This window comes from Pseudomonas sp. PSPC3-2 (assembly GCF_049897085.1).
GTDB classification, from domain to species: Bacteria; Pseudomonadota; Gammaproteobacteria; order Pseudomonadales; family Pseudomonadaceae; genus Aquipseudomonas; species Aquipseudomonas paraveronii.
In genome coordinates, this window is the sequence record NZ_JAFCVO010000010.1 from 234,545 (window position 1) to 261,177 (window position 26,633).

The following is a 26,633-nucleotide window of genomic DNA, read 5'->3' on the forward strand; positions in this document are numbered from 1 at the left end:
AGGTTGCGCAAATCAAGGAAAGAAGGCGTTTCAGTCATGGCAAATCCCTACGCCGAATTGTTCCAGGCGCCCGGCGCCCGGGCTTTCGTACTGGCCGGCATGCTCGCGCGCATGCCCATCTCCATGACCGGTATCGGCGTGATTACCATGCTCTCGCAGGTGCATGGCGGCTACGGCCTGGCCGGCTCGGTGGCGGCGGTGTTCGCCCTGGCCACGGCATTTTGTGCGCCGCAGGTGTCACGGCTGGTCGACCGCTACAGCCAGGGCAGGGTGTTGCCGATCGCTGCGCTGCTCGGCGGTGGGGCATTGTTGTTGCTGTTGCTGAGTACGCGTTTGCAGGCGCCGAACTGGGTGTTGTTTGTGTTCGCCGCGCTGGCCGGTTGCATGCCCAACATGTCGGCGATGGTGCGGGCACGCTGGACCGAGTTGTACCGGGGCCAGCCCAAGCTGCAGACCGCGTTTGCCCTGGAGTCGGTGCTCGACGAGGTGTGCTTTATCATCGGCCCGCCGATTTCGGTGGGGTTGAGCGTGGTGCTGTTTCCGGAGGCCGGGCCTTTGGTGGCGGCGTTGCTGTTGGCAGTCGGCGTCACTGCGTTCGTGATGCAACGCCAGAGCGAGCCGCCCGTGCATGAACGCCATGATCATCACGACCGCTGGCTGATCGCTTCGCCTTCGGTGTTGATCCTGATGATCCTGTTGCTGGCCATGGGGGTGATTGTCGGTGTGGTGGACGTGGTCAGCGTCGCTTTTGCCCAGCACCAGGGCCAACCGGCGGCGGCAAGTATTGTGCTGTCGGTGTATGCCATCGGCTCGTGTCTGGCCGGTCTGGCCTTTGGCACCCTCAAGCTCAAAGCCGCGTTGCCTCGCCAGTTCCTGTTCTGCGGGGTGGCCACGGCGTTGACGACCTTGCCGTTGTTGCTGGTGACCAATATCCCCGGCCTTGCGGTGGCAATCTTCATCTCCGGGCTGTTCTTTGCCCCAACCCTGATCGTGTCCATGGCCCTGGTGGAGCGGATCGTGCCGCCGAGCCGCCTGACCGAAGGCATGACCTGGCTGATCACCGGCCTGAGCATCGGCGTAGCCATCGGTGCCGCCAGCTCCGGCTGGATGATCGACCACTTCGGCGCGGCCAGCGGCTTCTGGGTGGCGCTGGCGGCGGGAGCGGTGGTGCTCGGCGCGGCCGTGTTGGGCAGTCGGCGGTTGGGCTAGTCAGCCAATCGCCGGGGCCGGTTCGGCGCAGTGATGTAGCAAAAACTCATTCAGCGCCTGGCGCGTCAGGTCGTTGAGCGTGACTTTTTTACGGCTCGCCGCCAGCGCGGCCGCCAGGTGCAGGTCATGGCCGACGCGCACATTGAACGAGCCTTTGCACGGCTTCTCCGGCGTTTGCCCCAGGGCCTGGCAGGTCTTGATGTAGTCATCCACGGCCTCGCGAAAGGCCGCGTCCAGCTCTGCGACGGTTTTCCCTTCGTAGCTCACCAGCGCCTTGATGAACAGGATTTTGCCGAACAGGCAGTTGTCGTCGAGGCTGGCTTCGATAGAGCCGATGTAGCCTTTGTGTTTGAGTGGGTTGTTCACTGAATCAGTTCTCCTGATTTCAATTGTTCGATGATCTGGCGCCGAATGTAGTGCTTCAGTTCGTTGCCGGGGTGCGGCTTGTGCAACGTGATCATTGCACTCGGGTCACCGATGTCGAACTTGACGCGGCTTCCAGCGCCTTCGATCAGCGTGTAGCCAAGGCGACGCAACAGCGTGACGCGCTCGGGCCAGGTAAATGCCATGTGCTCGTTGAGCAATTTGGCTAGCAGCTTCTCTTTTTTTGGACACGGCGTTCACCGCGTGTAACTAAATTTAGTTGCACGATGTGGTGTGCGTCAATGCTAGCCCGACTTCGTGCGCCTTTCCCGAGATTGATGTAACCCCTGATGACGCGTCGCTCGACGCCCGCCATCCCCCCGCTAATTTTTGCCTGTCCGGTTCGTTTTATAGGGACGACGTGCCTTTGTGCTTCCCGCCTATTGCTCCGGACTCCAAGAAATGAATGCTGAAGACTCCTTGAAACTCGCTCGCCGGTTTATCGGGTTGCCCCTGGAAAAACGCCAACTGTTCCTGCAGGCGCTGCAGAAGGAATGGGTGGATTTTTCCCGGTTCCCGATTCCGGCAGGGGTGGAGGCGGCGGATCGCCAGGCGTTGTCCTACGCGCAACAGCGCATGTGGTTCCTTTGGCAACTCGACCCGGCCAGCGGCGCCTACAACCTGCCGGGGGCGGTGCGGCTCAAGGGCGCATTGAGTCTGAGCGCCATGCGGCAGGCGTTCTCCAGTCTGGTGGCGCGCCATGAAACCTTGCGCACGGTGTTCCAGCGCCAGGCCGATGAGCGCCTGGTGCAAGTCGCGGTCGAGCCGTCGTTGGCGGTCGAGCCGCTCGATCTGAGCGCGCTGGCCCCCGCCGAGCGCGAGCAGGCGGTCAACGATGCGCTCATCGGTCAATCGCTGCTGCCGTTCGACCTGGAGCACGGCCCGCTGCTGCGCGTGCAATTGCTCAAGCTGGACGCGCAGGAGCACGTCTTGCTGCTGACCTTGCACCACATCGTTTCTGATGGCTGGTCGATGAACGTGCTGATCGACGAGTTCATCCGCTGCTACGACGCCCATGAGCGCAACGAGGCACCGCAACTGCCGCCATTGCCGATCCAATACAGCGACTACGCCCTGTGGCAGCGCCGTTGGCTGGAAGCGGGGGAGCAGGCCCGTCAGCTCGAATACTGGCAAGCGCGCCTGGGCGACGAGCATCCGGTACTGGAGTTGCCGACCGATCGTCCGCGCCCGGCCATGCCCAGCTACCTGGGCACGCGCCATTCCTTCGCGATTGAGCCAGCCCTGGCCGCGCAACTGCGCCGCTGTGCGCAACAACACAACGTCACCCTGTTCATGCTGCTGCTCGGCGGGTTCAACGTATTGCTGCATCGCTATACCGGCCAGGGCGACATCCGCATCGGCGTGCCGATCGCCAACCGTAACCGCAGTGAAGTCGAAGGGTTGATCGGCTTTTTCGTCAACACCCAGGTGCTGCGCACCGAGCTCACCGGGCAGACCCGTGTCGCCGAGCTGCTGCAGGACATCCGGGAGCACGCCCTGGGCGCCCAGGCTCACCAGGATTTGCCGTTCGAACGCCTGGTCGAAGCGCTGAAGGTCGAACGCAGCCTGAGCCATACGCCGCTGTTCCAGGTGATGTACAACCACCAGCCGGTGGTGGCGGACATGGCCTCGGTCCGTACCGCTTCCGGCCTGGAACTGGCCCTGGTCGAGGGGCAAGGCCGCACCACTCAGTTCGATTTGACCCTGGACACCTATGAACAAGCCGGCACCCTGCAGGCCGCGCTGACCTATGCCAACGACCTGTTCGACGCGCCCTCCATCGCACGCATGGCGCGGCACTGGATCAGCCTGTTGCAGGCGATGGTCGCCGACGGCGAACAGCGCATTGGCGAGTTGCCGATGCTGGCCGCCGACGAACAACACGTGGGGGTGCATGCCTGGAACCAGACCGCCGAGGCGTACCCGACCGAGCGCGCCATTCACCATTTGATCGAAGACCAAGTACAGCGCACGCCGGATGCGCCGGCGCTGGTGTTTGGCCACACCACCTTGACCTATGCCCAACTCGAGGCCCGCGCCAACCAACTGGCCCATGCCTTGCGCGAGCAGCAGGTCGGCCCCGATGTGCTGGTCGGTGTCTGTGTCGAGCGCTCGGTCGAGATGGTGGTCGGCCTGCTGGCGATCCTCAAGGCCGGCGGCGCCTACGTGCCGCTGGACCCGGAATATCCGCGTGAGCGCCTGGCCTACATGATCGAAGACAGTGGCGTGCGCCTACTGCTCAGCCAGCAGAGCCTGTTGCCGTTGCTGCCCGTCGAAGGCCTGCAGGTGATTGCCCTCGACCAGGCGGCGCAGTGGCTCGACGGTTACAGCCGCGCGGCGCCAGCGGTGCCGATCCACGCGCTGAACCTCGCCTATGTGATCTACACCTCCGGCTCCACCGGCCAACCCAAGGGCGCCGGTAACAGCCATTGTGCGCTGGTCAACCGCTTGTGCTGGATGCAACAGGCGTATGGCCTGGATGCCAGCGATGCGGTCTTGCAGAAAACCCCGTTCAGCTTTGACGTGTCGGTATGGGAGTTCTTCTGGCCGCTGATGACCGGCGCACGCCTGGTGGTCGCAGCGCCTGGCGAACACCGCGAGCCGGCGCGACTGATCGAAACCCTCGACGCGCAGGCGATCACGACCGTGCACTTCGTGCCGTCGATGCTCCAGGCCTTCATCCATGAGCCCGGCGTGCAACGTTGCAGGCGCCTCACGCGCATCGTGTGCAGCGGTGAAGCCTTGCCCGTGGACGCGCAAAACCAGGTGTTCGCCAAACTGCCGAACGCGGCGTTGTACAACCTCTATGGCCCGACCGAAGCCGCTATCGACGTGACTCACTGGACCTGCGTCGACGAAGGCGCGGCCAGCGTGCCCATCGGCCGGCCGATCGCCAACCTCGCCACCTACGCGCTCGACGCGCAACTCAACCCGGTGCCGGCCGGCGTTAGCGGCGAGCTGTACCTCGGCGGCACGGGCCTGGCGCGCAGTTATCAGCGTCGCCCGGCGCTGACCGCCGAGCGTTTTGTGCCGAGTCCGTTCATTGCTGGCGAACGCCTGTATCGCAGCGGCGACCGCGTGCGCCAACGCGCCGATGGAGTGATTGAATACCTCGGCCGCCTCGACCATCAGGTCAAGCTGCGCGGCCTGCGCATTGAGCTCGGCGAAATCGAAACGCGCCTGTTGCAACACCCCGGCGTGCGCGAAGCGGTGGTGCTGGTGCATGGCGGCAAACAACTGGTGGCCTATTTGGTCCTGGACGGCCAAGCGCCGACTGACCTCAAGGCCTGGCTGCTCGGCAGGCTGCCGGAATACATGGTGCCGACGCATCTGATCGCCCTGGCGCAGTTGCCGGTGACCGCCAACGGCAAGCTGGATCGCAAGGCCCTGCCATTGCCGGACGCCGCCGCGCAGCAGACCTATAGCGCCCCGGAAACGCCCGTACAACAAACCCTGGCTGCGATCTGGAGCGATGTGCTTGGCATTTCGCAGGTCGGCCTGGACGACAACTTTTTCGAACTGGGCGGTGATTCAATCATCTCCATCCAGGTGGTCAGCCGCGCCCGTCAGGCGGGGATTCGCCTGAGCCCACGCGACCTGTTCCAGTACCAGAGCGTGCGCAGCCTGGCGTTGGTGGCGAGCCAGGAGTTGGCGACTGCGATTGACCAAGGCCCGGTCAGCGGTGAAGTAATCCTGACGCCGGTGCAGCAGGGCTTCTTCGCCCAGGCGATCCCGGCGCGTGAGCATTGGAACCAGTCGTTGCTGCTGACCCCGCGTGAGGCGCTGGAACCTGCACGGCTGGACGCGGCCTTAACGCAATTGATCAACCATCACGATGCCCTGCGCCTGCGCTTTACCCAGCAGGCCGGCGGCTGGCGGCAAGTTCATGTGGCCCCAGTCGCGGCGTCGGTGTTGTGGCAATCCCACGCTGCGAGCGACGCCGAACTGGCGGCGCTGTGTGACGAAGCCCAACGCAGCCTCGATCTCGAACAAGGCCCGCTGGTGCGCGCGGCGTTGGTGAGCCTGGCCGATGGCAGCCAGCGCGTGTTGCTGGTGGTGCATCACCTGGTGGTCGATGGCGTGTCCTGGCGCATCCTGCTCGAAGACCTGCAACAGGCGTACCGCGCGCAAACGCTGCCGAGCAAAACCAGCGCCTACCAGGATTGGGCACAGCAACTGCAGGCCTACGCGCCAACGCTCAACGCGCAATTGCCTTACTGGCAGGCACAGTCCTTGGACGCCGATCTGCCGTGCGACAACCCCCAGGGCGGGCTGCAAAACCGCCTGGGCACCACGCTCGAAATGCGCCTTAACGCCGAACAGACCCGCCAACTGCTGCACGACGCCCCGGCGGCGTACCGTACCCAGGTCAACGACCTGCTGCTGACGGCCTTGGCGCGGGTGATCAGTCGTTGGAGCGGCCAGCCCGCTGCGCTGATCCAGTTGGAAGGGCATGGCCGCGAAGACCTGTTCGATGCGCTCGACCTGACGCGCACGGTCGGTTGGTTCACCAGCCTGTTCCCGGTGCGCCTGCAAGGCGACGGCGAGCTGTCGAGCGCGATCAAATCGGTCAAGCAACAACTGCGCGCCGTGCCCGACAAAGGCCTGGGCTACGGTGTGTTGCGCTACCTCGGTACGCCCGAGGCGCGCGAATCCCTCGCAGGCCTTGGCGCACCGCGCATCACCTTCAACTACCTGGGCCAGTTCGACCGCCAGTTCAATGAGTCGGCGCTGTGGGTGCCGGCCAACCAGGGCAGTGGCCAGGCCCAGGACCCCGAAGCAGCGTTGGCCAACTGGCTGACGGTGGAAGGGCAGGTGTACGGCGGCGAGCTTGCGCTGCGATGGGGCTTCAGCCGCGAGATGTTCGAGGCTTCGACCATTCAAGGCCTGGTGGACGATTACCGGCGCGAACTGCTGGCCCTGATCGAACACTGCGTCGACCCGCAACACGGCGGTTTCACCCCCGTCGATGTCGACCTGGCGCGCCTCACCCAGCAGCAACTGGATGACCTGGCGCTGTCGCCCAGAGAGGTGAAGGACCTGTACCCGCTGTCGCCGATGCAACAGGGCATGCTGTTCCACAGCCTGTACCAACAGGGCCAGGACGACATCTACGTCAGCCAACTGCGCGCCGACATCCACGGCCTCGACGTGCCGCGTTTCCGGCGCGCCTGGGAGCACGCACTGGCGCGGCACGACATGCTGCGCACCGGGTTTGTCTGGCAGGATGCCCAGGCGCAGCCGCTGCAGGCGGTGTATCACACGCTCGGTTTGCCGTTCGCCGAATATGACTGGCAGGCCCGGCCAGATCAGCAGGCAGCACTGGATGCCTTGGGCGAATCGACCCGGGCGCAAGGTTTTGTGTTGGAACACGCGCCGCTGCTGAGCCTGAAACTGGTGCGTACCGGTGTCGATCGCTTTCACCTGATCTACACCAATCACCACATTCTGCTGGATGGCTGGAGCCGCGCGCAGCTATTCGGCGAGGTCTTGCAGCACTACGCCGGGCTGCCGTTGGCGGCACTGCAAGGGCATTACCGCGACTACATCGGTTGGCTGCAGGCCCAGGACGCGGCGGCCAGCGAGGCGTTCTGGAAAAGCCAACTGACGGCGTTGCAGGAACCGACGCGCCTGGCGCGTGGCACGCCGTCGGGTCACCCGTCGGCCAAGGGCAGCTACGAGCTGGCGCTTAGCACCGAGCAGACCGCGCAACTCAAGGCTTTCGCCCAGGCACACAAAGTCACCCTGAACACCCTCGTGCAAGGCGCCTGGGCGTTATTGCTGCAACGCCACACCGGCCAGGACAGCGTGGTGTTCGGCGCGACGGTTTCCGGGCGGCCCGCCGGCTTGGCGGGCGTGGAGCAGCAGGTCGGGCTGTTCATCAACACGTTGCCGGTGATCACCACGCCGAGCCCGACGCTGTGGGTCGCTGACTGGTTGCAGCAGCTCCAGCAACAGAACCTGAGCCTGCGTGAACACGAGCACACGCCGCTGTTCGACATCCAGCGATGGGCCGGGGCCAGCGGTGCCGCATTGTTCGACACGCTGTTGGTGTTTGAAAACTACCCGGTGTCCACCGCGCTGGCCGCCGGTGCGCCGGCCGGGCTGGCCTTCAGCAACGTGCAGAACCTCGAACAAACCCATTACCCGCTGACGGTGCTGCTGGGGGCAGGGGCTGCGTTGGCGTTCGAGTTCAGCTTTGATGTGCAGTTGTTCAGTGAGGCGCAGATTCGGCAGTTGGCCGAACACTTCCAGTACCTCCTGCACGGCTTGGCCAGTGCAACGCCGCAGCGGTTGGGGGATTTGCCGTCGCTGACGGACGCAGCACGCCGGCAGGTGCTGTACGACTGGAACGCCACGGCGCGCGATTACCCGCTGCAGCGTTGCGTGCATCAGTTGATCGAAGCGCAGGTGGCGCGCACGCCGCACGCACCCGCCTTGGTGTTCGGCCAACAGCGCCTGGATTATGCCGAGCTGAACCGCCGCGCCAACCGCTTGGCCCATCGCTTGATGGACGCCGGCGTGGGCCCCGATGTGCTGGTCGGGCTGGCGCTGGAACGTTCCATCGACATGGTCGTCGGCCTGTTGGCGGTGCTCAAGGCCGGTGGCGCTTACGTGCCGCTGGACCCGGACTACCCGCGTGAACGCCTGGCTTATATGCTCGAAGACAGTGGCGTGAAGTTGCTGCTGACCCAGGCGCACTTGCTGGAACAGCTGCCGATTCCCCAAGGCTTGCAAACTCTGCTGTTGGGCGAGTCAACCTTTGAAGGCTACCGCGAGCACAACCCAGACGTTGCCCTGCACGGCGAAAACCTCGCCTATGTGATCTACACCTCCGGCTCCACCGGCCAGCCCAAAGGCGCCGGCAACCGGCATGCGGCCCTGACCAACCGCTTGCTGTGGATGCAGGAAGCCTACGCCCTCGACCTCGGCGACGCGGTGCTGCAAAAGACCCCATTCAGCTTCGACGTGTCGGTGTGGGAGTTCTTCTGGCCGTTGATGACCGGCTCACGCCTGGTGGTCGCCGCGCCGGGTGACCATCGCGAGCCGGCCAGGTTGATCGACCTAATCAATGCCGAACGCATCACCACGCTGCACTTCGTGCCGTCGATGTTGCAGGCGTTCCTGCAAGAGCCGGCGGTCGCTACCTGCCACAGCTTGCGGCGCATCGTGTGCAGCGGCGAGGCGCTGGCGGTGGACGCGCAGCAGCAAGTCTTCGCCAAGTTACCGCAGGCCCGGCTCTACAACCTGTACGGCCCGACCGAAGCGGCGATCGACGTGACCCACTGGACGTGCGTCGATGAAGGTCGCGATGCGGTACCGATTGGCCGTCCGATTGCCAACCTGGGTGGCTACATCCTCGACAATCACCTCGAACCGGCCCCGGTCGGTGTCTTGGGTGAGTTGTACCTGGGCGGCGTCGGCCTGGCCCGGGGTTACCATCGCCGTCCTGCATTGACTGCCGAACGCTTCATCGCGCATCCCTTCGTCAACGGCGAACGTCTGTATCGCACCGGCGACCTGGCGCGTTATCGCGATGACGGCGTAATCGAATACGCCGGTCGCATCGATCATCAAGTCAAGCTGCGCGGCTTGCGCATTGAACTGGGCGAGATCGAAGCGCGCCTGCTGGAACACGACCTTGTGCGTGAAGCCGCAGTGCTGGCGGTCGACGGCCAATACCTGTTGGGTTACCTGGTGCTGCGAGACGCTGGCGATGATTGGCGCGATGCAGTCAGCGCGCATTTGGCTTGCCATCTACCGGACTACATGGTCCCGGCGCAATGGCAATTGCTGGCACGCATGCCCCTTAGCCCCAACGGCAAACTCGACCGCAAGGCGCTGCCCAAACCGCAGGCCGCCAACCGCGAGTACCGCGCACCGCACAGCGAGCGCGAGCAGCAGATCGCCGCGATCTGGGCCGAGGTGCTGGAGCTGGAACGCGTCGGTCTGAACGACAACTTCTTTGAACTGGGCGGGCATTCCCTGCTGGCCACGCAAGTGGTGTCACGCCTGCGCCATGGCCTGGGCCTCGATGTGGGCTTGAAGGCGCTGTTCGATCAACCGGCGCTGGGCGATTTTATCCGCACCTTGGCGCCGGCATGTCTTGAAACCAGCCGCATCGAGCGGGTTGAACGCGACCAACCGCTGGCCTTGTCCTATGCGCAGGAGCGTCAGTGGTTCCTCTGGCAACTGGACCCGCACAGCGCCGCCTACCATGTGCCACGGGCCTTGCGCCTCAAGGGCCGGCTTGACCACGCGGCTTTGCAGCGGGCCTTCGACAGCCTGGTGGCGCGCCACGAAAGCCTGCGCACCCACGTGCAACAAGAGGCCGAGCACACCGTGCAGGTGATCCGCCCGTCGGCGCGGATCGAACTGGCCTTGGTCGACATTGACGCAACCGCCCTCAAATCGCGGGTGCAGGCCTGCGTTACCCAGCCATTCGACCTGCGCCAGGGCCCGCTGATGCGCGTCAGCCTGCTGCGCCTGGCCGCGGATGAGCATGTCTTGGTGCTGGTGCAGCACCACATCATCTCCGATGGCTGGTCGATGCAGGTGATGGTCGACGAGCTGGTGCAGCTCTACGCCGCCTATAGCCAGGGCCAGGCCCTGCAATTGCCGGCGTTGCCGATCCAATACGTCGACTATGCGCTGTGGCAACGCCGTTGGATGGACGCCGGGGAGAAGGCCCGCCAACTCGCGTACTGGCGTGCAGTGCTCGGTGGCGAGCAGCCCGTGCTGGAACTGCCGTTCGATCACCAACGCCCGGCCGTGCCGACCCATCGCGGTGCGCGCTTGAATATCGCGCTGGCGGCGCCGTTGCTTGACGCTCTCAAGACCCTGGCCCAAGGCGAAGGCGTGACGCTGTTCATGCTGTTGCTGGCGTCGTATCAAGTCTTGTTGCACCGCTACAGCGGCCAGCAGGATATCCGCGTCGGCGTGCCGATCGCCAACCGCAACCGCGTGGAAACCGAGCGCCTGCTCGGCTTCTTCGTCAACACCCAGGTGCTCAAGGCCGAGATCGATGGGCACACCACCGTCCGCCAACTGTTGGCCCAGGTCAAACAGCGTGCGCTGGAGGCGCAGGCGCACCAGGACCTGCCGTTCGAACAGCTGGTCGAGGCTTTGCAGCCGGAGCGCAGCCTTAGTTTGAGCCCATTGTTCCAGGTTGCGTTCAACCACCATGTCAGCCGGTCCGGCCGGCATTTACAACGCCTGGCGCAGTTGGACATGAGCCCGGTGAGCTGGGACGAAACGGTCGCGCAATTCGACTTGACCCTGGATATCGAGGAGTCCGACGAGCAACTGGGCGCATCGCTGAGTTACGCCACCGATCTGTTCGAAGCCTCCACCATCGAGCGCATGGCGCGACACTGGCAGAACCTGTTGCAGGCGATGGTTGCCGACCAGCAACAAAGCATCGCCCAGTTGAACCTGTTGGACAGTGATGAGCAGCAGCACATTTTGCAGCTGTGGGATCGCACCGACTCGGGCTTCTCGGCCCAGCGTCTGGTGCACGAATTGGTCGCCGACCGTGCACGGGAAACCCCTGATGCGGTGGCGGTGAAGTTCGATGCGCAAACCCTGACTTACGCTCAGCTGGATCGCCAGGCCAACCGCCTGGCCCATGCCCTGATCGCCCGTGGCATTGGTCCGGAAGTGCGCGTGGCGATTGCCCTGCCGCGCAGTGCCGAGAGCTTGGTGGCGTTCCTTGCCGTGCTCAAGGCGGGTGGCGTGTACGTGCCACTGGATGTGGAGTACCCACGAGATCGCCTGCTCTACATGATGCAGGACAGCCATGCGAAGTTGTTGTTGACGCACAGCCGGGTCATGCAGCAATTGCCGCTGGCTGAAGGCCTGGACACCCTGGCGATTGATAACCGCGAGGCGTGGGCCGACTACAGCGACACCGCACCTGAGGTCACGCTGCACGGCGACAACCTCGCCTACGTGATCTACACCTCTGGTTCCACCGGCCTGCCCAAAGGCGTGGCCGTCGCCCACGGTCCGTTGGTGGCGCACATCATCGCCACCGGCGAACGCTACGAAACCACGCCGGCCGATTGCGAATTGCACTTCATGTCGTTCGCCTTCGACGGTTCCCACGAAGGCTGGATGCACCCGTTGATCAACGGCGCCAGCGTGCTGATCCGCGACGACAGCCTGTGGTTGCCGGAGTACACCTACGCGCAGATGCATCGCCACAACGTGACGATGGCGGTGTTCCCGCCGGTGTACCTGCAACAACTGGCCGAACATGCCGAACGCGACGGCAATCCACCGGCCGTGCGCGTGTATTGCTTCGGCGGTGATGCGGTGGCGCAGGCCAGCTACGACCTGGCTTGGCGTGCGCTGAAACCGACTTATCTGTTCAACGGCTACGGCCCGACCGAAACCGTGGTCACGCCACTGCTGTGGAAGGCCCGCCGAGGCGACCCGTGCGGCGCGGTTTACGCGCCCATCGGCACACTGCTGGGCAACCGCAGCGGCTACGTATTGGACGCGCAACTCAACCTGCAACCGATCGGCGTGGCCGGCGAGCTGTACCTGGGCGGCGAGGGCGTTGCTCGTGGTTATCTCGACCGTCCTGCGTTAACGGCTGAGCGCTTTGTGCCGGCCCCGTTCGGTAAAGCCGGCAGCCGCGTCTACCGCAGCGGCGACCTGACCCGTGGCCGTGCGGATGGCGTGGTCGACTACCTCGGCCGCGTCGACCATCAAGTGAAAATCCGTGGCTTTCGCATCGAACTGGGCGAAATCGAAGCGCGGCTGCGCGAACAGGACAGCGTCGGCGAAACCGTGGTGGTGGCCCAGGACGGCCCGACCGGCAAGCAGTTGGTGGCCTATGTCGTACCGGTCGATCCCGCTTTGATCAACGAAGTCGAGTTCCGCGACGCCCTGCGCCGCGCACTCAAGACCCGTCTGCCGGATTACATGCTGCCCACGTATTTCATGTGCCTGGCGCAGATGCCGCTGACCCCCAACGGCAAGCTCGACCGCAAGGGCCTGCCCACACCGGACGCAAGCCAGTTGCAGCAACACTATGTGGCCCCCGAAACCGAGTTGGAGCAGCAGATCGCCGCGATCTGGGCCGATGTGCTGCGCCTGCCGCAAGTGGGTCTCAACGACAACTTCTTCGAAGTCGGCGGCCATTCGCTGCTGGCGATCCAGATCACCTCGCGGGTCCAGGCCGAGTTGGGCCTGGAGGTGCCGTTGGTGGACGTGTTCCAGACCGAATCATTGCGCGCCTATGCCCAGGCAGCGGCGACGTTCCGCGCCGGTACCGCGCAAGATTTTGATGACCTTCGTGACTTTTTGAGCGAACTAGAGGCGATTTGAACCATGCTTTCCAACCCCAATATCGACCTGGTGTCGCGCTTTCTTCGCCTGCCTCTGGAACAACGCCAGCAGTTTTACCAACGCCTGCAAAGCCGGGGCATGAGCTTCGGCCAATTGCCGATTGCCCCGGCGCGCCAGGACGGCGAGAGCCTGCCGCTGTCTTACGCCCAGGAGCGCCAATGGTTCCTCTGGCAACTGGAGCCGGACAGTGCCGCCTACCACATCCCGAGCGCCTTACGCCTGCGTGGGCGCCTGGACAAAAGCGCGTTGCAGCGCAGCTTTGACAGCCTGCTGGCCCGCCACGAAAGCCTGCGCACACGCCTGCACCTGGAGGGCGAAAACCGCTCGCAGGTGGTGCTGGCCCACGCCTCGATCGACATGACCGAAAGCGCGGTGACGCAAGAACAGGTGCAGGCGCGCATACAGGCGGAAATCGCCCAGCCGTTCGATTTGCAGCACGGCGCCTTGTTGCGGGTATGCCTGCTGAACCTGAGCGAAGACGAGCATGTGTTGGTGCTGGTGCAGCACCATATCGTCTCGGACGGCTGGTCGATGGGCGTCATGGTACAAGAGCTGATGCAGCTATATGCCGCCTATAGCCAGGGCAATGAATGCCAACTGGTGCCGTTGCCGATCCAGTACGCCGACTACGCCCTGTGGCAGCGCAGATGGATGGAAGCCGGGGAGAAGGAGCGCCAGCTTGGCTATTGGCGCGAACACCTCGGCGGCGCTCAGCCGGTGCTGGAGTTGCCCTTGGACCACCCGCGCCCGGCCCGGCAAACCTACCGTGGCGCGCGCCAGGGTGGGCTGTTGGAACCGGCGTTGGTCGCTGGCCTTAAAGCCTTGGCGCAACGTGAAGGCGTGACCCTGTTCATGTTGCTGCTGGCCGCGTTCCAGACCCTGTTGTATCGCTATAGCGGCCAGGCGGATATCCGCGTCGGTGTACCGGTCGCCAACCGCAACCGCGCCGAGACCGAACGCCTGATCGGTTTTTTCGTCAATACCCAGGTACTCAAGGCTGACATTGACGGCCAGATGACCTTCAGCCAACTGCTGGCCCAGGTCAAACAGCGCACCCTGCAAGCCCAGAGTCACCAGGACCTGCCGTTCGAACAGTTGGTGGAGGCGCTGCAGCCGGAACGCAGCCTGAGTCACAACCCGTTGTTCCAAGTGATGTTCAATCATCAGGCGCAAGCGCTCACGCCCCATGGCGAGCAGCAATTGCCCGGCCTGGACGTGGAAACGCTGGAGTGGCAAGGCCAGACTGCGCAGTTCGACTTGAGCCTGGATACCGAGGAAAGCCCGCAAGGGCTATGGGCCTCGTGGACCTACGCCACCGACCTGTTCGAAGCTGCCACCGTTGAGCGCATGGCGCAGCATTGGCACACCGTGCTGCGCAGCGTGGTCAGTGGCGCCGCCACGGGTATTGCGCAACTGGCGATGCTGGCCGCAGATGAGCAGGGCCATTTGCTCAGCGAGTGGAACGACGGCGCCGCCGCCTTCGGCAGCCCGAGCGGGGTTCACGCTCTGTTCGAAGCGCAAGCGCAACAACGGCCGGACGCCATTGCGCTGTGCCTTGACGAGCAGGTGCTGACCTACGCTGAGTTGAATCGCCAGGCCAACCAGTTGGCCCATTACCTGATCGGCCAGGGTGTCGGGCCGGAAGTGATGGTCGGCGTCGCGGTGCAGCGCTCGTTCGCCATGGTCGTTAGCCTGTTGGCGATCCTCAAGGCCGGTGGCGCGTATGTGCCGCTGGACCCGCAATACCCGCGCGAGCGCTTGCTGCATATGCTCGAAGACAGTCACGTGCGCCTGGTGCTGTGCCAATCGCCGCAGCCATTGCCGTTGCCCGCCGATGTCATGCGGCTGGACATCGACCGCGCCGATCAAGCGTTGCGGGGTAGCGCCCAGCACAACCCACAGGTGGCGGTCGATCCGCTTAACCTCGCCTATGTGATCTACACCTCCGGTTCCACCGGCAAACCCAAAGGCGTGGCGATCAATCACGCGGCGCTGACCGAGTTTTCCAGCATCGCCGCCAGCTATTCGCAACTGACCGCCGAAGACCGCGTCCTGCAATTCGCCACCCTGAACTTCGACGGCTTCGTCGAGCAGCTTTACCCGGCCTTGACCCACGGCGCCACGGTCGTCCTGCGCGGTGCCGAATTGTGGGACAGCGGCCGCCTGTACGCCGAAATCATCCGCCAACGCATCACCCTGGCCGATTTGCCGACCGCCTACTGGCACCTGTTCCTGCTCGATTGCCTGGCGGCGGGGCCGCGCAGTTATGGGGCGTTGCGCCAGGTGCATATCGGCGGCGAAGCCATGCCGTTGGACGGCCCGGCGCAATGGTTGAAAGCCGGCCTCGGTCATGTGCGGCTGCTCAACACCTACGGCCCGACCGAGGCCACGGTGGTATCGAGCGTGTTGGATTGCACCTCGGGCAACGAGACCATCGGCGCTACTGCCAGCCCGATTGGCCGCTCGCTGCCGGGGCGTGCGCTGTACGTGCTCGACCGCGACCTGAACCTCGCACCCTTCGGTGCGGTGGGTGAGTTGTATATCGGCAGTCAATGTGGCCTGGCCCGCGCTTATCTGAACCGGCCGTTGCTGAGCGCCGAGCGCTTCGTGCCGGACCCGTTCGGTGCCAGCGGCGAGCGGCTGTACCGCACGGGCGACCTGGCACGTTACCGCGCCGACGGTGTAATCGAGTACGTCGGCCGGGTCGACCATCAGGTGAAAATCCGTGGGTTCCGTATCGAACTGGGGGAGATCGAAGCGCTGTTGCTGGCCCAGGACGGCGTGCGTGAAGCCCTGGTGCTCGCCGCTGATAATCAACTGATCGCCTACCTGGTTTCTGCCGAGCAAGATGCTGAAACTCTGAAAACCGCGCTGCGCGAGCAACTGCCGGACTACATGGTGCCCGCGCACCTGATCTTCCTCGAACGCATGCCGCTCAACCCCAACGGCAAACTGGACCGCCAGGCGCTGCCCAAACCGGATGCCAGCCTGACGCAGCAGGCGTGGATCGCGCCAGTCACCGAGCTTGAGCAGCAAATCGCCGCCGTCTGGGCCGACATCCTCGGCGCCGAGCGCGTCGGGCTGACCGACCATTTCTTCGCGATGGGCGGGCACTCGCTGCTGGCGATGCAGGTGGTCTCGCGCCTGCGTCACACCCTGGCGCGTGAAGTGCCGTTGAAGCTGGTGTTTGAACAGCCACGCCTCGACGCTTTCGCCGCCGCTTTGCAAGCGCTGGAGGCGCAACCCCTTGAGCAGGCTCCGCCGCTGGTCGCGCTCAGCCGTCTTCAACCGTTGCTGCTGTCTTACGCCCAGGAGCGCCAATGGTTCCTCTGGCAGTTGGACCCCGACAGCGCTGCTTACCATATCCCCAGCGCCTTGCGTCTCAACGGCCCGCTGGACCGCGACGCCTTGCAGCGCAGTTTCGACAGCCTGGTGGCGCGCCATGAAAGCCTGCGCACCCATGTGCAGCCGGCAGGCGAGGGCGCCGTGCAAGTCATTCGAGCGCCGGCCCCGTTGCCGATGATGTTTGCCGAGATCGATGAGGCCGATCTGCAGGCGCGGGTTGCTGCCGACATCGCGTGCCCGTTCAATCTGCAACAGGGCCCGTTGTTGCGCGTGAGTCTGCTGCGCCTCGCGGCAGAAGAACATGTGCTGGTGCTGGTGCAGCACCATATCGTCTCCGACGGCGGCTCGATGCAGGTGATGGTCGATGAACTGGTGCAGCTGTATACCGGTTACACCCAGGGTCGCACCGTGCAACTGCCGGCCATGTCGATCCAGTACGCCGACTATGCGCTGTGGCAACGCGACTGGATGGAAGCCGGCGAAAAACACCGGCAGTTGGCTTACTGGCGCGACCTGTTGGGCGGGGAACAGCCGGTATTGGAGCTGCCGTTCGATCACCCGCGACCGGCCCAGCAGAGCCATCGCGGTGCGCGTTTGGACGTGCCGTTGCCAGCGCCGCTGACGGCCGCTCTAAAAGCTCTGGCCCAGGCCCAGGGCGTGACGATGTTCATGTTGCTGTTGGCCTCGTTCCAGACCCTGTTGCACCGTTACAGCGGCCAGCAGGACATCCGCGTCGGCGTGCCGATTGCCAACCGTAACCGGGTCGAGACGGAACGCCTGATCGGCTTCTTCGTCAACACCCAGGTGCTCAAGGCCGAGATCGACGGGCATACCACCGTCCAGCAACTGTTGGCCCAGGTCAAACAGCGTGCGTTGGAAGCCCAGGCGCACCAGGACCTGCCGTTCGAACAGTTGGTCGAAGCCCTGCAGCCGGAGCGCAGCCTGAGCCTCAATCCGCTGTTCCAGGTGATGTTCAACTACCAGACTGATGCCCCCAACGTCGCCGCACCGGCACTCTCGCAACTGCGTATCGAAAACCTGGCCTGGGAGCGCCGGACCGCGCACTTCGACCTGGATCTGGACACCCACGATAGTCGTGACGGTCTCTGGGCTTCCCTGGGGTACAGCACCGACCTGTTTGACGCCTCCACCATCGAACGCATGGCGCGACACTGGCAGAACCTGTTGCAGGCGATGGTTGCTGATCAGCAACAAAGCATCGGCCAGTTGAACCTGTTGGACAGCGATGAGCAGCAGCACATTTTGCAGCTGTGGGATCGCACCGATTCGGGCTTCTCGGCCCAGCGTCTGGTACACGAATTGGTCGCCGACCGTGCACGGGAAACCCCCGGTGCGGTGGCGGTGAAGTTCGATGCGCAGCACTTGACCTATGGCGAGCTGGATCGCCAGGCCAACCGCCTGGCCCATGCCCTGATCGCCCGTGGCATTGGTCCGGAAGTGCGCGTGGCGATTGCCCTGCCGCGCAGTGCCGAGAGCTTGGTGGCGTTCCTTGCCGTGCTCAAAGCGGGTGGCGTGTATGTGCCGCTGGATGTCGAATACCCGCGTGATCGCCTGCTCTACATGATGCAGGATAGCCGTGCGAAGTTGTTGTTGACGCACACTCGAGTCATGCAGCAACTGCCGCTGGCTGAAGGCCTGGACACCTTGGCAATCGACCGCACTGAAGTATGGGCCGATTACAGTGATTCAGCCCCCGAGGTCACGCTGCACGGCGACAACCTCGCCTACGTGATCTACACCTCTGGCTCCACCGGCCTACCCAAAGGCGTGGCCGTCGCCCACGGCCCGTTGGTGGCGCACATCATCGCCACCGGCGAACGCTACGAAACCACGCCGGCCGATTGCGAATTGCACTTCATGTCGTTCGCCTTCGACGGTTCCCACGAAGGCTGGATGCACCCGTTGATCAACGGCGCCAGCGTGCTGATCCGCGACGACAGCCTGTGGCTGCCGGAGCACACCTACGCACAGATGCATCGCCATAACGTGACGATGGCAGTGTTCCCGCCGGTGTACCTGCAACAACTGGCCGAACATGCCGAGCGCGACGGCAATCCACCGGCCGTGCGTGTGTACTGTTTCGGCGGTGATGCGGTGGCGCAGGCCAGCTACGACCTGGCCTGGCGTGCGCTGAAACCGACGTACTTGTTCAACGGCTATGGCCCGACCGAAACCGTGGTCACGCCACTGCTGTGGAAGGCCCGCCGAGGCGACCCGTGCGGCGCCGTCTACGCGCCCATCGGCACACTGCTGGGCAACCGCAGCGGCTACGTATTGGACGCGCAACTCAACCTGCAACCGATCGGCGTGGCCGGCGAGCTGTACCTGGGCGGCGAGGGCGTGGCCCGTGGTTATCTCGACCGTCCTGCGTTAACGGCTGAGCGCTTTGTGCCGGACCCGTTCGGCAAAGCCGGCAGCCGCGTCTACCGCAGCGGCGACCTGACCCGTGGCCGTGCGGATGGCGTGGTCGACTACCTCGGCCGCGTCGACCATCAAGTGAAAATCCGTGGCTTTCGCATCGAACTGGGCGAAATCGAAGCGCGGCTGCGCGAACAGGACAGCGTCGGCGAAACCGTGGTGGTGGCCCAGGACGGACCCACTGGCAAACAACTGGTGGCCTACGTGGTGCCCGCCGATCCGGCGCTGGCCGAGGCCGGCCCGGCGCAGGTGGCGTTCCGCGAAACCTTGCGGCGTGCCCTGAAAACCGGCCTGCCGGATTACATGGTGCCGGCGCACTTCATGTGCCTGGCGCAGATGCCACTGACCCCCAACGGCAAGCTCGACCGCAAGGGTTTGCCCGCGCCGGAAATGCTGCAAGGCGTGTGGGTCGCGCCGGTCAGCCCTTTGCAACAGCAAGTGGCCGCGATCTGGGCCGATGTGCTGGGGGTCGAGCGCATTGGCCTGAGCGATCATTTCTTTGAACTCGGCGGGCATTCCCTGCTGGCCATGCAGGTGATCTCACGCGTGTGCCAACTGCTGGACCGCGACGTCGCCCTGCGCGTGTTGTTCGAACAGCCACAGCTCGAAGGCTTTGTCCTGGCGGTGCAAGCGCTGGATGTCAGTGATGTGCCCCTGGCGCCGCCGCTGGTGGCGGTCGAGCGCGATCAACCGTCGGCGCTGTCCTACGCCCAGGAGCGCCAGTGGTTCCTCTGGCAACTGGAGCCGCACAGCGCGGCCTATCACGTGCCCAACGCCTTGCGCCTGAGCGGCCACCTGGACCGCGACGCCTTGCAGCGCAGCTTCGATAGCCTGCTGGCGCGCCATGAAACCTTGCGCACGGTGTTTGTCAGCGACGCTGATCGCACCTTGCAGCAGGTGCTGGCGCCGGCCGCGCTGCCCATCGACACCTGTGTGCTCGACAGCGCGGACGCCGCTCAGGTACACGCGCGGGTCGAAGCAGAAATCGCCCGGCCGTTCGATTTGCGCCAGGGCCCGCTGCTGCGCGTCACGTTGTTGCAACTGAGCGAACAGGAGCATGTGCTGGTGCTGGTGCAGCACCATATCGTCTCGGACGGCTGGTCGATGGGCGTCATGGTGCAAGAGCTGATGCAGCTCTATGCCGCCTATAGCCAGGGCAATGAATGCCAACTGGCGCCGTTGCCGATCCAGTACGCCGACTACGCCCTGTGGCAGCGCGACTGGATGGAGGCGGGTGAAAAGCAACGCCAGCTGCGCTATTGGTGCGAGTTGCTGGGCGCCGAGCAGCCCGTGCTGGAACTGCCGCTGGATCACCCGCGCCCGGCGGTGCAGAGCTACCGGGGCGCGCGTCTGGAGGTCGCCCTTGAGGCGGCGGTGGTCGCCGGGCTCAAGGCCTTGGCGCAACGCGAAGGCGTGACTCTGTTCATGCTGTTGCTGGCCGCGTTCCAGACCTTGTTGCATCGCTACAGCGGCCAGGCGGATATCCGCGTCGGCGTGCCGATTGCCAACCGCAACCGGGTCGAGACCGAGCGCTTGATCGGCTTTTTCGTCAACACCCAGGTGCTCAAGGCCGATATCGACGGGCAGATGACGTTTGCCCATTTGCTGCAACAGACCAGGCACCGCGCCCTGGAAGCCCAGGCGCACCAGGATTTGCCGTTCGAGCAACTGGTGGAAGCCTTGCAGCCCGAGCGCAGCCTGAGCCATAACCCGCTGTTCCAGGTGATGTTCAACCATCAATCCGACGCTCGCGTACAGCGTGGCGAACAACTGCCTGGCCTGCGACTGGAAGGGTTGGAGTCCGACAGCCATCCCGCACATTTTGACTTGAGCCTGGACACCCAGGCCTCGGCCGATGGCCTGTGGGCGACGCTGACCTACGCAACCGATCTGTTCAGCGAAGCGACCATCGAGCGCCTGGCGCAGCACTGGCGTCACCTGCTGCAGGCCGTGGCCGTCGATGCCCAGCAGCGCCTGTGCGAGTTGCCGTTGCTGACCGGCACCGAGCAGGCGTGCCTGTTGCAACAATGGAACGCTGGTGCCGCCGCCTTCGAACACCCGCTCGGCGTGCATGGGCTGTTTGAAGCTCAGGCGCAGCGACGTCCCGAGGCGATTGCGCTGCGCCTCGACGAGCAGGCGTTGACCTATACCGAATTGAATCGCCAGGCCAACCAATTGGCCCATTACCTGATCGGCCTGGGCGTGGGCCCGGAGGTCTTGGTCGGCGTCGCGGTGGAGCGCTCATTCGCCATGGTGGTCAGCCTGTTGGCGATCCTCAAGGCCGGTGGCGCCTATGTGCCGCTGGACCCGCAATACCCGCGCGAACGCCTGCTGCATATGCTTGAGGACAGTGGTGTACGCCTGGTGTTGAGCCAATCCCATGTGCCTATGCCGTTGCCCGAAGGCGTGCAAAGCCTGGCGATTGATTCTGTGGCGGGCCCGTTGGCGCAGTGCGCCCGGCATAACCCACAGGTGGCGGTCGATCCGCTTAACCTCGCCTATGTGATCTACACCTCAGGCTCCACCGGCAAACCCAAAGGCGTGGCGATCAACCACGCGGCGCTGACCGAGTTTTCCAGCATCGCCGCCAGCTATTCGCAACTGACCGCCGAAGACCGCGTCCTGCAATTCGCCACCCTGAACTTCGACGGCTTCGTCGAGCAGCTTTACCCGGCCTTGACCCACGGCGCCACGGTCGTCCTGCGCGGTGCCGAATTGTGGGACAGCGGCCGCCTGTACGCCGAAATCATCCGCCAACGCATCACCCTGGCCGACTTGCCGACCGCCTACTGGCACCTGTTCCTGCTCGATTGCCTGGCGGCGGGGCCGCGCAGTTACGGGGCGTTGCGCCAGGTGCATATCGGCGGCGAAGCCATGCCGCTGGACGGCCCGGCGCAATGGTTGAAAGCCGGCCTCGGTCATGTGCGGCTGCTCAACACCTACGGCCCGACCGAGGCCACGGTGGTGTCGAGCGTGTTGGATTGCACCTCGGGCAACGAGACCATCGGCGCCACCGCCAGCCCGATTGGCCGCTCGCTGCCGGGGCGTGCGCTGTACGTGCTCGACCGCGACCTGAACCTCGCACCCTTCGGTGCGGTGGGCGAGTTGTATATTGGCAGCCAATGCGGCCTGGCTCGCGCTTATCTGAACCGGGCGTTGCTGAGCGCCGAGCGCTTCGTGCCGGACCCGTTCGGTGCCAGCGGCGAGCGGCTGTACCGCACGGGCGACCTGGCGCGTTACCGTGCCGACGGTGTAATCGAGTACGTCGGCCGGGTCGACCATCAGGTGAAAATCCGTGGGTTCCGTATCGAATTGGGGGAGATCGAAGCGCTGTTGTTGGCCCAGGATGGCGTGCGTGAAGCCCTGGTGCTCGCCGCTGATAATCAACTGATCGCCTATCTGGTTTCTGCCGAGCAAGATGCTGACACTCTGAAAACCGCGCTGCGCGAGCAACTGCCGGACTACATGGTGCCCGCGCACCTGATCTTCCTCGAACGCATGCCGCTCAACCCCAACGGCAAACTGGACCGCCAGGCGCTGCCCAAACCAGATGCCAGCCTGACACAGCAAACCTGGGTCGCGCCGGTCACCGAGCTTGAGCAGCAAATCGCCGCCGTCTGGGCCGACATCCTCGGCGCCGAGCGCGTCGGGCTGACCGACCACTTCTTCGAGATGGGCGGGCACTCGCTGCTGGCGATGCAGGTGATCTCACGCCTGCGCCATCTACTGGGGCGCGAAGTGCCGCTGCGCAGCCTGTTTGAACAGCCACGCCTGCAAGGTTTTGTGGCCAGCGTGCTGGCGCAGGCGACCCCTGCGCAGCCGCTGGCGCCGCCGATGCGCGCGGTGGATCGCGAGCAGCCGTTGCCGCTGTCCTATGCCCAGGAGCGCCAATGGTTTCTGTGGCAGTTAGACCCGGACAGCGCCGCCTATCACATTCCTGGCGCGCTGCGTCTCAAAGGCCCACTGGACCGCGTCGCCCTGCAGCGCAGTTTCGACAGCCTGGTCGCCCGTCATGAAAGCCTGCGCACCCATGTCCGGCAGGACGGCGAAGGCGCGGTGCAGGTGATTGCCGCGCAGGCCGCCGTCGACATCCTGCGACTTGAGTGTGACGAAGCCGGCTTGCTCGCGCAGGTCGAGGCGCAGATCGCCCAGCCGTTCGACCTGCAACAGGGCCCGCTGCTGCGCGTGAGCCTGTTGCGCCTGGCCGAGGACGACCATGTGCTGGTGCTGGTGCAGCACCATATCGTCTCCGATGGTGCGTCGATGCAGGTGATGGTCGATGAGCTGGTGCAACGGTATGCGGCGTACAGCCAGGGCCAGGACGTGCAACTGCCGGCGATGGCGCTGCAATACGCCGATTACGCGCACTGGCAGCGCGCCTGGATGGATGCCGGGGAAAAACAACGCCAACTGAACTACTGGCGCGAGCGCTTGGGCGGTGAGCAACCGGTGCTTGAACTGCCGTTGGACCATGCGCGGCCGACCCAACAAAGCCATCGCGGTGCGAGCCTGGATATCCATGTGCCGTCGCCGCTGCTGGCTGCACTGCGTGAGTTGGCCCGGCAGCAGGAAGTGACGCTGTTCATGCTGCTGCTGGCCTCGTTCCAGACCTTGCTGCACCGCTACAGCGGCCAGGCGGATATCCGTGTCGGCGTGCCGATTGCCAACCGTAACCGGGTCGAGACCGAGCGCCTGATCGGCTTCTTCGTCAACACCCAGGTACTCAAGGCCGATATCGACGGGCACCTGACCGTGGCCCAACTGCTGCAACAGGTCAAACAGCGTGCGCTGGAAGCCCAGTCGCACCAGGACTTGCCGTTCGAACAATTGGTCGAAGCGCTGCACCCCGAGCGCAACCTGAGTTTCAACCCGCTGTTCCAGGTGATGTTCAATCACCAGACCGAGGATGCCGATCAACCCTGGCAGTTGCCGGGCCTGCACGTCAGTGGCCTGGAATGGCAGACCCGCACGGCCCAGTTCGACCTGAGCCTCAGCACCCAGGAGACCGGTGATGGGCTGTTTGCGTCGCTGATTTATGCCACCGACCTGTTCGAAGCGAGCACCCCGGCGCGCATGGCGCGTCACTGGTTGAACCTGTTGGAAGGCATGGCCCGCGATGCGCAACAACGCATCGGGCAGTTGCCGTTGCTGCAGGAAACCGAGCAGCAGGCGTTGGTCCATGATTGGAACGCCACTGCACAGGCTTATCCGCTGCATCGCGGTGTCCACCAATTGATGGAAGAGCAGGTCGCACGCACCCCGGATGCGCCGGCACTGGTGTTCGGCCAGGAACGCCTGAGCTACGCCGAGCTGAACCGCCGCGCCAACCGTTTGGCCCATCGTTTGATCGAGGCCGGCGTGGGCCCGGATGTATTGGTCGGTGTCGCGTTGGAGCGCTCCGTGGAAATGGTGGTCAGCCTGTTGGCGGTGCTCAAGGCCGGGGGCGCCTATGTGCCGCTGGACCCCGACTACCCGCGCGAGCGCCTGGCCTACATGCTCGAAGACAGCGGTGTGGCGTTGTTGCTGACCCAGGCGCGGCGGCTGGAGCACCTGCCGATTCCGCCCGGGTTGCCAAGCCTGGTGGTGGGCGAGTCCTGGTTCGAAGGCTATGGCGAAGGCAATCCGGGGATTGTCCTGGACCCTGAAAACCTGGCCTACGTGATCTATACCTCAGGCTCCACCGGGCAGCCCAAGGGCGCAGGCAATCGCCATTCGGCCTTGACCAACCGCCTGTGCTGGATGCAGGACGCCTATCGGCTGGAGGCGCGCGACGGCGTGCTGCAGAAAACCCCGTTCAGCTTTGATGTATCGGTGTGGGAGTTCTTCTGGCCGCTGATGACCGGCGCTCGATTGGTGGTGGCGGCGCCTGGCGAGCATCGCGATCCGGCCGCGCTGGTCCGCCTGATCAACGCCGAACAGGTCACCACGCTGCACTTTGTGCCGTCGATGTTGCAAGCGTTCCTGCAAGACCCCGGCGTCGCCACGTGCCACAGCCTGCGGCGCATCGTGTGCAGCGGCGAAGCCTTGCCAGTGGATGCCCAGCAACAGGTCTTTGCCAAACTGCCCGCAGCCGCCCTGTACAACCTGTACGGCCCGACGGAAGCCGCCATCGACGTGACCCACTGGACCTGTGTCGATGAAGGCCGCGACACGGTGCCGATCGGCGAACCTATCGCCAACCTGCGCACCCATGTGCTGGATGCCCACCTGCTGCCGGTGCCTGCGGGCGTGGCGGGTGAGCTGTACCTGGGCGGCGAAGGCCTGGCGCGCAGCTACCATCGTCGTCCGGGCCTGACCGCCGAGCGCTTCGTGCCATGCCCGTTCCACCACGGCGCACGTTTGTACCGCAGCGGTGACCGGGTACGGCAGCGCGCCGATGGGGTGATCGAATACCTCGGGCGCCTCGATCATCAGGTCAAATTACGCGGCTTGCGCATCGAACTCGGTGAAATCGAAGCACGCTTGCTGGAGCACCCACGGGTGCGCGAAGCCACCGTGCTGGTGGTGGAGGGGCAGCATTTGGTTGGTTATGTGGTGCTTCACGACGGCCACGCCGACTGGCGCGCCGACGTCAGCGCCCATTTGGCCCGCCACCTGCCGGACTACATGGTGCCGGCGCAATGGGTGGTGCTGGCGCAGATGCCGCTGAGCCCCAACGGCAAACTCGAGCGCAAAGCCTTGCCCAAGCCGGATGTTGATGGGCAGGGCCAGACATTCGTCGCGCCGCAGACCACGCTGCAACAGCAGATCGCCGGGATCTGGGCTGAGGTGCTGGACATCGAACGCGTGGGGTTGCACGACAACTTCTTCGAATTGGGCGGCCATTCGTTGCGGGTGCTGGTGCTCAAGGAACGGATCAATCGGCTGTGTGGCGGCGCGCTGGCGGTCAGCCAATTGATGCTCAATCCTACGGTGGCCGGCCAGGCGCGCTGTATCGACGGGGATGGATCAAGTTCGTTGATCGTGCGGCTCAACAGTCAGACCGAGGGCACGCCGCTTTATCTGTTCCACCCCAGTTTTGGCTCGGTGCATTGCTATAAGCCGATTGCGCTGGCGCTGCGCGAGCAACGGCCGGTGCTGGGGCTGATGTGCCGGGCGCTGGTGGAAGAGGGCGGCGCGGTGCCGACCTGGATGCAGATGGTCGAAGACTACGCCGAACAACTGTTGAGCGCTCAGCCGCAGGGCGCCTTCCGCCTGGCGGGCTGGTCGTTGGGCGGCAACCTGGCGATGGAAGTGGCTTATCGGCTGGAGCAGGCCGGGCGCACGGTGGAGTGGGTCGGCTGGATCGACGCGCCACCGCCGACGCGGTTTGCCGCGTTCTGGAATCAGGCTGCCGCTGAGCCTCAGTGGGAGAGCAGCGCAGTGCAGCGGCGGGCGCAGATGCTCGAAGTGATGTTCCCGGCATTTGCCGCGCAGATCCAGGCGCAATGGCGACTGGCGCAACAGGCTGGATGCAGCGAGGAGCAGCAGTGGCAGCAGGTGTCCGACTGGGCCGATGCGACGCTGGGGGAGAGCTTTCGGGTGCTCAAGGATGAACTGCAGGACGGTGGTGAAACCGAGCGTTCGTGGGCGATCAAACAGATCCTCGACCAGCGCTTGCAGGACACCGACTACCGCGCCATCAAGGCACCGGTTACATGTTGGTGGGCGGCGCGCAGCGAAGCTGGCCTGCACCAGGCGCTGATCGAGAACGGCATGCGTGAGGTGATTGGCCAGGCAGGTATCCGACGCTCGATTGTCATCGACACGACGCACCACCGGATTGTCGATAATGCTCAGTTCATCAAGAGCCTGGTGGCGGAAATGGCGTGATTCCACCCACGCCGCCGATCCCTTGTGGGCGCTTTAGCGCCCCACAG

5 protein-coding genes are annotated in these 26,633 nt (G+C 64.6%); 3 read left to right on the forward strand and 2 right to left on the reverse strand.

The window, feature by feature from the left end; all coding sequences use genetic code 11:
• Positions 1–36: 36 nt before the first annotated feature.
• Positions 37–1,209, forward strand: coding sequence for an MFS transporter (locus tag ACP7CJ_RS18550; protein ID WP_276197735.1), 1,173 nt, complete (start codon positions 37–39; stop codon positions 1,207–1,209).
• Here the strand turns inward: ACP7CJ_RS18550 and ACP7CJ_RS18555 are convergent, their stop codons facing one another.
• Together ACP7CJ_RS18555 and ACP7CJ_RS18560 are read right to left on the reverse strand one after the other, a co-directional pair.
• Entirely contained in the window at positions 1,210–1,575 is a 366-nt protein-coding gene (locus ACP7CJ_RS18555; RefSeq protein ID WP_276197736.1) for a type II toxin-antitoxin system HicB family antitoxin, read from the reverse strand. It abuts the gene before it with no gap.
• A complete protein-coding gene (locus tag ACP7CJ_RS18560; RefSeq protein ID WP_426100988.1) occupies positions 1,572–1,778 on the reverse strand; it encodes a type II toxin-antitoxin system HicA family toxin in 207 nt (68 codons plus the stop codon). Before ACP7CJ_RS18560 ends, ACP7CJ_RS18555 begins: the two co-directional genes overlap by 4 nt.
• 256 nt (positions 1,779–2,034) lie before the next feature.
• Between ACP7CJ_RS18560 and ACP7CJ_RS18565 the strand changes: the two genes are divergently transcribed.
• Positions 2,035–12,969 (forward strand): non-ribosomal peptide synthase/polyketide synthase, encoded by a 10,935-nt coding sequence (locus tag ACP7CJ_RS18565; RefSeq protein WP_426100990.1) that lies wholly within the window; start codon positions 2,035–2,037, stop codon positions 12,967–12,969.
• Between the two features lie 3 nt (positions 12,970–12,972).
• On the forward strand, positions 12,973–26,586 hold the full coding sequence (locus ACP7CJ_RS18570; RefSeq protein ID WP_426120584.1) for a non-ribosomal peptide synthase/polyketide synthase: 13,614 nt from the start codon (positions 12,973–12,975) through the stop codon (positions 26,584–26,586).
• The last annotated feature ends 47 nt before the right edge of the window (positions 26,587–26,633 follow it).